The organism is Streptomyces griseochromogenes (assembly GCF_001542625.1).
Taxonomy (GTDB): domain Bacteria; phylum Actinomycetota; class Actinomycetes; order Streptomycetales; family Streptomycetaceae; genus Streptomyces; species Streptomyces griseochromogenes.
In genome coordinates this window covers 4,913,329-4,925,879 of sequence record NZ_CP016279.1, presented here as the reverse complement: position 1 = coordinate 4,925,879, position 12,551 = coordinate 4,913,329, and the positions used below count along the sequence as shown (strand labels likewise).

Genomic DNA, 12,551 nt, shown 5'->3' with positions numbered 1-12,551 from the left:
CCGACCGGATGGACGAGCGGCTGCGCGCCCTGGGGCTGGTGGAGGCACAGCGGATGGCGCAGGCCATGTTCGCCCACGCCATGGCCCGCGACCTGGTCGCGCCGGGCCACAGCGAACGTCGCCGCCAAGGCGGGCTGGACGCCGAGCGGATGGCACGTCGGCCGCCTGGTCGGTACGACACCGACCACGAACGCCCGGTCAGCGCAGGCGGGTTCGTTCCTCTGCCCGGACAACGACCAACCGCTCCGCCGCACGGTCCAAGGAAGGTGGCGGGCCCACTGGATCCTGGAAATCCACCTGGCCGACGAACACCAGGGCTTCGGCGGCTCGTACAAGGGGCTGCTCGACCTGGCGTAACGCCTGTTGCCACCAGCCTGGCGTCATGGCCAATGGAGACGAGGCTGCCATCGCTCCAGGCGGGGGCATCGCGGGCGAGCGCGCGTCACCGACGATCACGCCGCTTCCCAGAGGCCGGCGTCCAAGATGCCGGCCGCCTTGGTGATGCTGCCCGGCATCAGATGCCGGTGAGTGCGATACGTCTCCTCGATGGACTTGTGCCCCATCCATTCCGCCACGTCGGTGATCGGTATCCCCTTCCCGGGCGCGTTCGAGGCAGAATAGTGCCGGAAGCAGTACATGCCGACGCCGTCCTCCGCAGGGAGGTTCTAGCCTTCATAGCGGGCGCTGGGCGGCGCAGCAGGGCCTGCCGCGGGCCGCAGGTCAGCAACGCGGGACACCGTCCGGACCGATGCTGACCACTTGCTGACCCGGACGCGGAAATCACGGCTCTGACCAGCAGAATCACCCAAACGCCAGATCTTGGATTTGACGAACAACCGCGACATCATCTGTGAAGGCCAGGCTGGCTGGAACTTCAGCGGCTGCCAGATCGCGAGCACCTCCGCGTCCATCGCGCCGTCCGCAGCGACAGCCTCGCCCGCAACAGCTGTGATTACCTGCGCACTGCACAGTGGGAGCATTTTTCTTGAGCCCGTCGGTGTGTGCGGGCGGCGGTTGCGCCTCGGTGGGGTGAAGCTGAAGGCGTGAGCATCAGTAGCGAGAGTCCCGTGACCGCTGAACAGGTCCATGCCGCGCTGGCCGCTCTCGGGGCCGAGCCGGTGGCCGATCCGGAGGTGCGCCCCGAGGGTCCGCGGGAAGAGGACCGTCTGCATCTTCTGGGGAGTCTGCTGGCGAAGGCAGAGCTGGAAATCACCGCCGCGACGCGTTTGACCGAAGAGGAGGAGATCGAGGACGTCCTCAACACAGTGGTCGGCTGGTCAGAGCAGGTAGGCCCGGATCCCGGCCTTGCGGCCAACATCCTGACGAACAGACTGCACCGCACTGCGATGCAGGTGGCGCCCGACGCGGAGGAGCTTCCACCTGGCCGGGAGGCTTCCTTTGCCGCCGCCATGACAGCGGTGTATGCGCTCAGCGCCCATCTGCATGCGGAGCGCGGCGACATCGAGGGAACCCGACGGGCTCTGGGCGGGGCGGAGGAAGCCCTCATCGACATTCTGCAGGGCATGCATGACCTGCGGATCGCCATTGGAGACGTGGCTGACCTGGACGACGAAGAAGGATGACTCGCTCACAGCTGAGTGCCCTTGTGGCGATCCAGGCCGCAGCCACGGGCAACGGTTCAGGAGAGCCGCCACGGGGTTCGGCGAGGCCGTGGCCACGCGGACCTGCCCGTACTGCGAGCCATTGGCGGCGGCGCCGGATGCGGAGGGGGTGCTGCTCATTCTGGCAGCCTCGGTCGCAGGAGCGGCGCCGTTCGGCAGGGTGCCACCGCTGCCATCCGGAAGAGGCGGCCAGTCACCTACTCCTGCTCAGCGGTAAATTGCCGGACGACGGTGTCCGGGCCCGGCGACATGAGTGTTTCGTGCCCGTCTTCGAAGCGCACTCGGTAGGGAGGCGAGCCGTTTTCCCCCAGGACTTCGATGATCTCGGCGGTCCGATCGTGCTGGCCCACGATCCTGCCGTGGACAAGGAGCCTGTCGCCTACGCTGGCCTGCATCCCGTCACCTCTCTCCACACATCGTCAGCTTGACCTATACCCACACATCGCTCTCGCCAGCGCAAGCAGCCGGATGTTCCAGCAGATCGGTGAAATAGCGACGGTACGTGGTGAAGGTCGTTGTGGATGTCCTTGTCGTTGGTCCACGGCGTCCGGTAGAGCCCCACGTTGTGATTGGTGTTCAGCCTGACGTCCCACCAGTCTGCCGAGTGCGCCGAACCACCCGTCGTTGCCACCGACGTTGGGGTCGTGTGCCTTCCGGACCTGGCCGAACCCGCCGGTGCCGATGGGTTCGATCGGTGGTGAGCCGGTGGGTCACGACCCGCAGGCGGTGGCCCGGATGAGGCCCTCGTGGTGTGGCGACAACGCATTCCGGCGATTTGAGCGGACCGCCGGCTCCGCCCGGAGCCGCATGATCATCGGGTGGCTCCTGGTCTTGCTGCCGGCTGCCCTGACTGCTACACGTTGGCGTCGATCGCGCTCGCCGTAAGCGCCGTCTACGCGTCACCCGCCAGGCTGGTCGCCTTCGGCAAGGAGGGTGTCGGCTCCATCGCCTACCAGGACCGCCAACAGGGCAGCCACGGCACGTACTTGAAGTGCTACGTCCACCCCGACGGCAATGTCGATCAACTGCCGTCCGGCGGCGCCTGCCGCACCCAGAGGGAACGCCCGTCACATCTGCGCGGTCGGCGAGCTGACCGGCTATTCCCTGATGGTCGCTGCCGCCGTCATCACGGGCCGCAGGCTGCAAACCTGACGGCGCACGACAAGCTGACGTACCAGCTCCGGTCGCCCACGCCGCAGGACTCGCTGTTCCCATCGCGTTCAGCGCGCGAGCCTGGCAGACGTGCATTGCCGATGAGGGGGACGGCCGACTTCGCGCCCGTACAAGGGCGCGCCTCGTCCACTCGGTCGCGGGCGCAGGGACTCGGCCAGGGCCTCGCGCAGCGGGTCGAGGGCGGCGCCGGGTCAGCAACAGCACCGGGCCGCCTGCCGTTTCGTGTACCGCGCCGGAGGGCTCGAAGGGAGTCTGGGCGTAGTAGCGCCAGATCGCGGCGGTGCGTGCCGCCTCGGCCCGCGCTTCGGCGAGCGGCTTGCCCACTTCACGTACGGCGAGTACCGACAGCTCTTCGGCGGCGGCCTCGACGGCCTGGACGATCGCGGTGAGTGCCGCAGAGCGTGCGGTCGCACCGCCGGTGAGCCAGCCGGGCTGGGCAGCACGGGCTCGTTCCACCGCGTGGATCGCGGTGGTGGTGCCGGGGGCCGGGATCCGCACCAGGACATCGGAAAGGTCTGCCGGATTACTGACGGTGGGGACGACGGCCGGCACCGTAACGAGCGCGATCTCAGATCACGTGTGACATTTCATATAGGACTGTGATGTCCCATCGTCTGCCGGACGGCCCCGACGCTCTTTACGATCCGCGCCATGGATCTGGAGGTACGGCACCTGCGAGTGATCTGCGCGATCGCGGAGGCCGGAAGTCTGACCCGCGCCGCCGCATCGCTGTGCATGACCCAGCCCGGACTCAGCGCCCAGCTACGGCGCATCGAGGCCCTGCTGGGCGGACCGATCTTCGACCGTGGACAGGCCGGTGCCGTGCCAACCGTATTGGGCGAGCTGGTGCTCACCCGGGCGCGGGCCATCCTGCCGGGCATCGACGATCTGCTGGCCGACACCGCCCGCGCCGCCCGCTGTGGCACCGCACCCGGCCGCGTCCGCCTCGGATCGGTGGGCGCGCCGCTGCTGGCCGACCTCATCGTGGCGACACGGGAGCTGGTCCCCGGCTCGGAGGTGACGACACGATGCCAGTACTCCCCGTCGCCGCTGCTGGACGACCTCGCGGCGGGACGCCTGGAGGCGGCGGTCCTCGGCGACAACCCCGGCCACGAGCTCCCGCCGCGCGAAGGAGTCGTACTGCGACCGGTCGTCACCGAGCCCGTGTTCGCCCTGCTCCCGTCCACGCACCCGCTGGCCGATCACGAGGAAGCGAACCTGACGGACCTCATCGAAGAGGACTGGGCCATGCCCCACCCGGACAGCGACCGCACCCGGGAGTACTGGGCGTCCGTCTTCTCCTTGATGGGCCGGCAGCCGTGCACCCCCTACGAGGCGGAAGGCCGACAGCTGATCGACATCATCCGGGCGGGCCTGGCCGTCAGCCTCTGCCAGGCGACCTTCATCGAGGTGCCCGGCGTCACGGTGCGTCCGCTCGCCGGCGATCCGCTCTGGTACCGGCACGTGCTCGGCTGGCGGCGGGACGGACCGGTGGCCGCACACGGCGAGGAGATCGTCCGCAGGGTCGCGCAGGGGTACCGTGCCACCTGCGCCGCCATTCCCGCCTACGCGCGGTGGCGCGAACGCCATCCGGAGTCGCCGCGCCTGCCGGAGTGAGCCGCCCGGCGGAACCGGCTGCGCCGACGGACGATCCCCGCTCTGCGGGCGCTGACACCGCCTTCGGTGTCACCGAGGAAGGCGTCTGGGATGTGCTTGCCCGCAGGGCGTCGTGACCGCCGGGGGGCGGTCAGTGCTTGGTGATCGTGACCTCGTCGTGGAGAGGACCGCTGCTGTCGACGTCGATCCGGACTCCTGTGGCGGGGTCGCTGAAGGACTGCCCGGTACGGAAAGCCGCCATGTCCAGGTCCTGGCAGCCCGAGGGCGGGATGGCGCCGGGGTTGCCGTTCACGATCTGGATCGGGCCGTCGCCGGTCTGGACGGAGGAGTCCACCTTGTAGATGAGTACGCCGGTGGAACAGGCGTGGCTGTCCGCGCCGACGGCCTTGCGGGACTCGGCGACGTAGGCGGTGGTCTCGCCGGTGCGGACCACCGCGATCTTCGTTCCGCCAGGGCTTTCGACCGCCTTGAGGCGGACCGTGCGGCTTCCTGTCGAGGGCAGGCAGGCGACCTGGCGGTCGTCGATCCAGCCGAACTTCCACCGCTCCCAGCCGACGTGCTGCGGGGCGGGCCCGGCGATGTTGCCCATGAGGTCCCAGCCGCGGACGAAGTGGTGGTAGTCGGTGCCGGTGAACGCGTAGAGATCGGGCAGGCCGAAGGTGTGGCTGGTCTCATGGTCGGCGACCTTGTAGCCCCAGTGCCACATGTCCTGGCCGAAGGTCACCGCCCATTTGACGCGCTTGCCGTCGGCGGTGATGCCTGCGGTGGTGGGGTCGTACAGGTACGTCGGCGAGAAGCTGATCGCGGACGCGGACTTCGCCGGGACGATGTAGATCATGTCGTACCGGGAGAAGTCGGCGTACGGGTCCGACGCTGCCACCGCCTGCCGGACGTACAACTCATGCTGCTCGAAGGTGATCCCGCGCTGGAAGCCGTAGCCGGTCGAATCCTGCGGCATCCGTATCCACCGGTTGAGCGGGGTGATGTCCAGCCGGGTCCGTCCGTAGGAGTCGCGCTTCATCCAGTCGGCGGCCGGGGCCAGTTGCCGGTAGTAGCCGGACGTGGAACCGGAGGCTTGGGCGTCGGGGAAGTCGACGAACAGCATGAGCACGTGCTTGGTGCCAAGGGGTCGCTGGAACTGGGTGTAGTCGGTGGCGTGACCCTCGTCCGTCCAGCCGGTCCTGCCGGGCAGGGCGCAGTCGGTGGGCGGAGCGGGTTCGTGCGCCGCTTCCGGTGCGGCGTGCGCGCTCGGGGCCGTGGCGGTGAGCGACAGCAACGCCGTCGCGGCGGCACCCGCGGCAAGGGCTCTGAGACTCTTGATGGATCCGGACATGTCTCCTCAACTCTTCTTCGATCGGGTCGGGTTGGCGCGGGAACGTCAGGCCCGTCCGGCGGCCATGTCCATCAGGCGGGACAGCACACCCGCGCCGGACGCAGTCACCCCGTCGTGCTCCCACTCGTTGGTGACCCAGGCGCGCAGCGCACCGACCGAGCGCGCGGTCGCCAGGGACAACTCCGTGGGCACGTACATGTCGTCGTGGTAGACCGCCGCGGCCACCGGAACCTGGTTGGCCGCCAGCCGCGACGGGTCGTACAGCGCGGGCCAGTCGGCTCGCTCGGCCAGCAGCTGCACAGCTTCGCGGAACGGCCGCAGTCCTGCGATCTCCTCGAACATCCAGGGATAGAACATCTCGCCGGTGAACTGCAGCGGGTCGGCGTCCTCGGCGAACTCCGGGCGTCCGGCGATCGCGCGGGCGGCGGCCCAGCCGGTGGGCCTGCCGCCCTGCGCGAAGATCGATTCCTGCAGCACGGCGAAGAGCGGGTTGTCGACGAACCCGGTCACGTTCATCAGCTGATACAGGAAGGTCGCCGAGAGATGACCGTCGGCGCCGAGGGCTTCATCCAGCAGCCAGTGCAGCCGCTCGGCTCCGTCGCCCATGCCCAGCATCAAGCCGAGCGTACGCAGCCGCCGGACGGTGAGCCGGTCACCGTCGGGCAGCCGTACCGACTGGCGATCAAGCAGGCCGGCGATCCGCCGGACCAGTTCGCGGTCACCGGGGTAACGGGCGTAGAAGGCGCTCACCTTCTCTCTGACCCGGGGATATGTGGCCGCGTAGACGTCATCGGCGGTGGCGTCCAGGCCGGGCAGGCCGCCGGTGATGTAGCAGGCACGCAGTCCTTCGGGGGCCTGGGACAGGTAGGTGAGGGTGATGAAGCCGCCATAGCTCTGGCCGACCGTCTCCCAGGGCTCGTCACCGCACAGCTGACGCCGGATCAGCTCAGCGTCGGCGACGATCGAGTCCGCGCGCAAGAGGGCGAGGCGGTCGGCCAGTTCCCCGGCATCGGGGAACTGGCCGACCGACCGGGCCGTGACCGGGGTGCTGCGGCCGGTGCCACGTTGGTCCAGCAGCAGCACCCGATGGGTCTTGATGGCATGGGCGAGCCACCCGGTGGTCGCGTTCGGTGGCCTCGGCGACTTGCCTCCGGGTCCGCCCTGCAGGTACAGCAGCCAGGGCAGTCGTTCGCCGGCGCGGGCCGGGTCGGACACCTCCCGGGCGAAGACCTGGATCGAGGTACCCGCGGGGTCGGTGTGGTCGAGCGGCGCGGTGAAGGTGTGGTCGGTGACGGCGAGTCCGGGCAGGCGGTAGCTGCGGCTCATGAGGTCCTTTCCTCGGCGACCGGCGCGGCACACGGCCGGGTCAGCGGCTCCGGGTAGTGGCAGGCGACCTCGTGGCCCGCGGCGATCGCGTGCAGCGCGGGCCGTTCGGCGGCACAGCGGTCGGCCGCCTTGGGACAGCGGGTGCGGAACGGGCAGCCGCTGGGCGGGGCGAGCGGACTGGGCAGGTCGCCGTGGAGGACGATCCGCTCGCGGGTCCGTTCGGTGTCCGGGTCGGGCAGCGGTACGGCGGAGAGCAGGGCGTGGGTATAGGGGTGGGCGGCCCGGCCGTAGAGGGTGTCGCGGTCGGCCGTTTCCACGACCGTGCCCAGGTACATCACGGCGACGCGCGTGCTGATCTGGCGGACCGCGCCGAGGTCGTGCGCGATGAACACGTAGGCGAGCCCGTACTCCTGCTGCAGATCCTTGAGCAGGTTGAGGATCTGCGCCTGGACCCGCACGTCGAGCGCCGTGACGGGCTCGTCGCACACCACCAGTCTCGGCCGCAGCGCCAGCGCCCGGGCGATCCCGATGCGCTGAGCCTGGCCGCCGGAGAACTCGTAGGGGTAGCGGGCGGCGTGCTCCGGCCGCAGGCCCACTCGCTCCAGCAGCTGCTCCACCGGTTCGTCGGGGGTCAGCCCCTGGTAGCGGTAGGGGGCCGTCAGGATCTGGCGGACGGTCTGGCGGGGGTTGAGCGAGGAGAAGGGATCCTGGAAGATCATTTGCAGGTCGCGGCGTACCGGCCGCATCAACTGCTCACTCAGTGAGGACAGTTCCCTTCCTGCCACGCAGATCGTGCCCGAGGTGGGCTCGATGAGCCGGGTCAGCAGCCGGGCCACCGTGGACTTGCCGCAGCCGGACTCGCCGACCAGGCCCAGCGTCTCCCCCGCGTCCACCCGTAGCGACACACCGTCAACTGCCCTGACGCGTCCGGCGAGCCGCCGGGTCAGGCCGTGCCGTACGGGGAACTGCTTGACCAGGTCGCGTGCTTCGAGCAGCGGTGGATTCACGGGACTCGCCGAATTCATGGGACTCACACCGTCTCCTCCGGTGCCGACAAGGTGGGCAGACGGTCGGGCAATGGCCCGTCGACGCGTGGTACGCAGGCGAGCAGGCCCTTGGTGTAGGTGTCGCGCGGGCGATAGAACACCTCGCGGACCGTGCCCCGCTCGACCGCGCGGCCGCCGTACATCACGACGACGTCGTCGGCCAGTCCCGCGACCACGCCCATGTCGTGGGTGATGAGCATGATGGCGGTGCCGGACCGCTCCCGTAGCTCTCGCAGCAGGTCCAGGATCTGGGCCTGCACGGTGACGTCGAGCGCGGTGGTCGGTTCGTCGGCGATGAGCAGGTCGGGCTCCAGACACAGGGCCATCGCGATCATCACGCGCTGGCGCATACCGCCGGAGAACTCGTGCGGGTACGCGCGGGCGCGCCGTTCGGGTTCGGGAATGCCGACCCGGTCCAGCATGCTCACCGCGATCCGGTGCCCCTCGTGACGCCCCGCCCGGCGGTGCGCGCGATAGGCTTCGGCGATCTGGAAGCCCACCGAGTAGTAGGGGTTCAGGGAGGACAGCGGATCCTGGAAGATCATCGCGATCCGGTCTCCGCGCAGCCGGCGCAGCGCCCGCCCGTCCAGGCCGATCAACTGATGCCCGTCGAACCGGACTTCACCCGTGATCCGAGCATCCGGCAACAGGCCCATGATGGCCAGGCTCGTCACGGACTTGCCGCTGCCCGACTCACCCACCACGCCGAGCACCGTCCCGGCGGCCAGGTCCAGGTCCATGCTGTCGACGGCGCGTATGCCGCCCGAGAAGTCCACGGTCAGGTCGCGTACGGTCAGCAGGGTCATCCCACGGCCCTCACTCTCGGGTCCAGGAGTGCGTAGACCAGGTCCACCGCGACGTTGGCGAGCACGACGAACGCCGCGGCGAAGAGCGTCACGCCGAGGATCACCGGCTGGTCGGCGCTGTTGATCGCGTCGGCCGCGAGCTTGCCCACGCCGGGCAGGCCGAAGACCGACTCGGTGATGAGGGCGCCGCCGAGCAGCGCGCCGAGGTCCATGCCGAAGATCGTCACGATGGGCATCAGCGCCGGCCGCAGCGCATGGCGGCGCAGCACAGCCGACTCGGGCAGCCCCTTGGCGCGGGCGGTGCGGACATAGTTCTGGCCGAGACTGTCGAGCATCTCGCCCCGGGTCATCCGCGCGTAGATCCCGGCGTAGAGCATCGCCAGCGTGATCCACGGCATGACCATGGACTGAGCCCAGCCGACCGGGTCCGCAGTGAGCGCGATCGCCTGCGGATAGGGCAGCAGTCCGAGCTTGACGACGAGCAGGTACTGCAGCACGAGGGCGGTGAAGTACACCGGGAGCGAGACGCCCCCCAGCGCCGCCGTCATCGCCGCCCGGTCCCACAGGCTGCCGCGGCGCAGAGCGGAGATCGCCCCGGCCGTGACGCCGACGATCAGCCACAGCGCTGCCGCGCCCATGGCAATGGAGACGCTGACCGGCAGCCGGTCCGTGAGCATCCGCCACACCGGCTGATCGGTCTGAAAGCTGAATCCCAGGCACGGGGCGGGGCAGTGCACGGCCCGCGCTCCCGTGCCGTAGCTGCGGCCGGCCACGATGCCGACGAGATAGTCGCGAAACTGCACGAACACCGAGTGGTTCAGGCCGAGCGTGGTGCGGATCTGGGCGATCCGCTCCGGGCTGCATGCCTTGCCGCAGGCACCCTGCGCGGGGTCGGCGGGCATCAGATAGAAGATCGCGAAGGTGGCTGCGCAGATCACCAGCAGGATCGCCGTCGTCGCGGCCAGTCTGCGCAGGACATAGAGGATCATCGGTGACGGCTCCGGGGGTCGAGCGCGTCCCGTACCGCGTCACCGAGCACGTTGAAGGCGAGCACGGTGACGAACAGGAAGGCGCCGGGGACGAGGAAGTAGACGGGGTCGGCGGCGTACCACGGCACCGCGGTGGCGATCATCTGGCCCCAGGAGGGGGTCGGCGGGCGAACTCCGATGCCGAGGAAGGACAGGCCCGCCTCGGTCGCGACATAGCCGGGGATCGACATGGTCGCCACCACGAGGATGGGCCCGCTCAGGTTGGGCAGCACCTCCCGCACCAGCAGTGCGCGCCGGGAGGCACCCAGTACCCGGGCCGCGGCCACGAACTCGCCCCGGGCCAGCACCATCGCCTGCCCGCGCACGATCCGCCCGACGTACGGCCAGCCGAAGAAGCCGAGCACGATCACCAGCAGCAGCTGCCGGTTCACACCCGGTGCCGCGGAGATCAGCGCGATCATGAAGATGAGGGCGGGAAAGGACATGAGCAGGTCCATCAGCCTGCCGACGACCATGTCGGTCCAGCCGCCGAAGAACCCGGCGGCCAGCCCGAGCGCGGTGCCGAGCGCCACTGACAGGGCGGTGGCGAGCAGGGCGATCAGCAGCGAGATCCGGGCGCCGTAGACGACGCGGGCGAGGATGTCCCGGCCGTTGCCGGGCTCGACGCCCAGCCAGTGTGCGGTGCTGATCCCGCCCGCGGTGCCGCGCGGGAGCCCGCCGAGCGCCGAGTCCACCGCTTCGGAGTGGAATTCGGTCGGGGACGTGCCGGCGGCCCAGGTGATCAGCGGGGCCGCGAGGGCGATGAGCACCAGGAGCACAACCATCGCCAGCGCCACCGTGGCGGAGCGCTGGGCGAGCAGTCGGCGCAGCACAGACGTCTCTTGGGGTCCGCCGCGGCCCGGCGCTTCGGACGGCAGGGAGGTGGGAAGGGTGGCGGTCACTTGCGCAGCCCCAGAGAGACCAGATCCAGTCGTCCGACGTAGGCGATGTGCCCGTAGGCGCCGGTGACATGAGCCCCTACGAGGACGGCCGCCTTGTCCCACAGGAACGGCACGACCGGCGCGTCCCGCATGATCTGCCCGGCCAGTTGGCCGTAGGCGGTCGCGGCGGCCGTCGGGGCCTTCATCCTGGCGATCGCGTCGATGCGGGCGTTGACCTTGGCGGAGTTGTACTGGGCATGGTTGTTGTTGCCCTCGGGGGTGATCAACCGGCCGTCGAACACGAGCGGCAGATAGGTGGAGGCGCCCGGCCAGTCGGGTGTCCAGCCGTCGATCACCAAGTCGTGCTCCTGCGCGGTGTTCCCCACTGTGCTGTAGAACGCCGACGAGCTGATCGCGTTGATCTTCACCTTGATCCCGGCCTTGGCCAGGGACGCCTGCACCGCCTCGCCCTGCGCCTGGCCGCCCGCGGTGGCCGGGGTGTCGAGCGTGAGGGCAAGTCCCGAGGCGTGGCCCGCCTGGGCCAGCAGCGCCTGGGCCTTGGCCGGAGCGCCCTTGCCTCCCGGGCTCGGGAAGGGATCGTCGGAAACGGAACCGGGCAGCGACGGCGGCAGCAGGGCGGTGGCCAGTCGGCCGGCGATCGGGCCGCCCCGAGCGGTGCGCAGGGCTTCCTTGTCCAGCGCATAGGCGATCGCCTGCCGCACCCGCACGTCGTCGAGCGGCTTGTGCCGGGTGTTGATGCTCAGGTACCGCGTGTTGATCGACTCGCCGTTGACCAGCCGCTTGCGCACCGCGGGGTTGGCCATCACCGGCCCGACCGAAGCCGGCCCGACCGGCTCGAAGGCGACCGCGTCCGCGTCCGCTCCCTGCGCGGCGATGAGCCGCTGGTCGACGACGGCCGGGTCGAGGTCGAGATCGATCACGATCTTGTCCGGAAGGCCCTTGCGCACCGTGTCGGTGGCCGGATTCCAGTGAGTGTTGCGGACCAGGGTGAGCCGCTTCTTGGGCTCGAAGGTACCGATCTTGTACGGACCGGAAGAGAAGGGCCTGCTGTCGTAGCGGACACCGGTGTCCTTGTCCTGCGGAACCGGGGCGGAGATCGGCAGCGACACCGCGGAACCGAAGTCGGCCACCGGGCGGTTGAGCTTGAAGACGATGGTCCTGTCGTCCGGGGTCTCGATCGAAGCCAGCCCGTGCTCGTCCTTGTAGGGACCCTTGTAACTCCGGCCCCCCGCAAGCCATATCCGCGCGTACGGCGGCCCTTCGGGAAGTTCCGCGGCGAACGACCGCTCGACCCCATACCTGACGTCCCGGCTGGTGACGGGCCGCCCATCCTCGAACTTCACCCCCGCCTTGAGCGTGAAGGTCCAGGTCCGGGCGCCATCGCTCGGGCGGCCGGTGTCCGTCGCCAGATCCGGCACGATCCTTCCTCCGGCAGCCCCGGGTGCCGCCGCGTACGTCGTCAGCGTCCGGTAGATGAGGCGGCCGACGTCCTCGGAGGAGGTGACGTAGTTGCGGGCCGGGTCGAGGTGTTCCAGGTCGAGGCTGGAGAGCACGTGAAGGGTGCCCCCTTTGCTCGCGGGTCCGCCCTGCGCATCGCCGTCGCCGGCTCCCCCGCAGCCGGCGGCGGTGACGAGCCCGAGGGCGGCGACCATGACCATCCTGGAACGTCGTGCTCTCACGCTGACTCCTCTGGCTAGC

General features: G+C 69.7%; 12 protein-coding genes and 1 pseudogene. 2 read left to right on the top strand and 11 right to left on the bottom strand.

Going from position 1 to position 12,551, the window contains the following annotated elements; all coding sequences use genetic code 11:
• Positions 1–452 precede the first annotated feature (452 nt).
• Both AVL59_RS56855 and AVL59_RS53005 read right to left on the bottom strand, forming a co-directional pair.
• Positions 453–662: pseudogene (locus AVL59_RS56855) on the bottom strand (tyrosine-type recombinase/integrase); the annotation flags it as partial.
• 3 nt (positions 663–665) lie between these two features.
• Positions 666–911 (bottom strand): hypothetical protein, encoded by a 246-nt coding sequence (locus AVL59_RS53005; RefSeq protein ID WP_162494773.1) that lies wholly within the window; start codon positions 909–911, stop codon positions 666–668.
• A gap of 156 nt (positions 912–1,067) precedes the next feature.
• Between AVL59_RS53005 and AVL59_RS20890 the strand changes: the two genes are divergently transcribed.
• Positions 1,068–1,583, top strand: a complete 516-nt coding sequence (locus AVL59_RS20890; RefSeq protein WP_159399973.1) for a hypothetical protein — start codon at positions 1,068–1,070, stop codon at positions 1,581–1,583.
• 236 nt (positions 1,584–1,819) lie between these two features.
• Here the strand turns inward: AVL59_RS20890 and AVL59_RS20885 are convergent, their stop codons facing one another.
• Both AVL59_RS20885 and AVL59_RS56470 read right to left on the bottom strand, forming a co-directional pair.
• Complete coding sequence (locus AVL59_RS20885; RefSeq protein ID WP_067306661.1) at positions 1,820–2,017, bottom strand: DUF1918 domain-containing protein; 198 nt, start codon at positions 2,015–2,017, stop codon at positions 1,820–1,822.
• 181 nt (positions 2,018–2,198) lie between these two features.
• On the bottom strand, positions 2,199–3,293 hold the full coding sequence (locus tag AVL59_RS56470; protein ID WP_418361217.1) for an aldehyde dehydrogenase family protein: 1,095 nt from the start codon (positions 3,291–3,293) through the stop codon (positions 2,199–2,201).
• A gap of 153 nt (positions 3,294–3,446) precedes the next feature.
• Between AVL59_RS56470 and AVL59_RS20880 the strand changes: the two genes are divergently transcribed.
• A complete protein-coding gene (locus AVL59_RS20880; protein WP_067306658.1) occupies positions 3,447–4,412 on the top strand; it encodes a LysR family transcriptional regulator in 966 nt (321 codons plus the stop codon).
• 130 nt (positions 4,413–4,542) lie between these two features.
• Here the strand turns inward: AVL59_RS20880 and AVL59_RS20875 are convergent, their stop codons facing one another.
• The 7 genes from AVL59_RS20875 to AVL59_RS20845 are packed head-to-tail and all read right to left on the bottom strand — an operon-like array spanning position 4,543 to position 12,532.
• Positions 4,543–5,745, bottom strand: a complete 1,203-nt coding sequence (locus tag AVL59_RS20875) for a M6 family metalloprotease domain-containing protein (RefSeq protein WP_067306654.1) — start codon at positions 5,743–5,745, stop codon at positions 4,543–4,545.
• A 45-nt stretch (positions 5,746–5,790) separates the two neighbouring features.
• Positions 5,791–7,071 carry an alpha/beta fold hydrolase gene (locus AVL59_RS20870; RefSeq protein ID WP_067306651.1) on the bottom strand — a complete coding sequence of 427 codons (1,281 nt, stop codon included), beginning with the start codon at positions 7,069–7,071 and terminating at the stop codon, positions 5,791–5,793.
• The gene (locus tag AVL59_RS20865) at positions 7,068–8,096 is read right to left on the bottom strand and encodes an ABC transporter ATP-binding protein (RefSeq protein ID WP_079146840.1); all 1,029 of its coding nucleotides are present in this window, start codon (positions 8,094–8,096) and stop codon (positions 7,068–7,070) included. The genes AVL59_RS20870 and AVL59_RS20865 overlap by 4 nt, the downstream gene beginning before the upstream one ends.
• A gap of 5 nt (positions 8,097–8,101) precedes the next feature.
• Positions 8,102–8,923, bottom strand: a complete 822-nt coding sequence (locus tag AVL59_RS20860) for an ABC transporter ATP-binding protein (RefSeq protein WP_067306645.1) — start codon at positions 8,921–8,923, stop codon at positions 8,102–8,104.
• The gene (locus AVL59_RS20855) at positions 8,920–9,912 is read right to left on the bottom strand and encodes an ABC transporter permease (protein WP_067306642.1); all 993 of its coding nucleotides are present in this window, start codon (positions 9,910–9,912) and stop codon (positions 8,920–8,922) included. Before AVL59_RS20855 ends, AVL59_RS20860 begins: the two co-directional genes overlap by 4 nt.
• A complete protein-coding gene (locus AVL59_RS20850) occupies positions 9,909–10,853 on the bottom strand; it encodes an ABC transporter permease (protein WP_067306639.1) in 945 nt (314 codons plus the stop codon). Before AVL59_RS20850 ends, AVL59_RS20855 begins: the two co-directional genes overlap by 4 nt.
• Positions 10,850–12,532: an ABC transporter substrate-binding protein gene (locus tag AVL59_RS20845; protein WP_237281581.1), complete on the bottom strand. Its 1,683-nt coding sequence runs from the start codon at positions 12,530–12,532 to the stop codon at positions 10,850–10,852. The genes AVL59_RS20850 and AVL59_RS20845 overlap by 4 nt, the downstream gene beginning before the upstream one ends.
• Positions 12,533–12,551 lie beyond the last annotated feature (19 nt).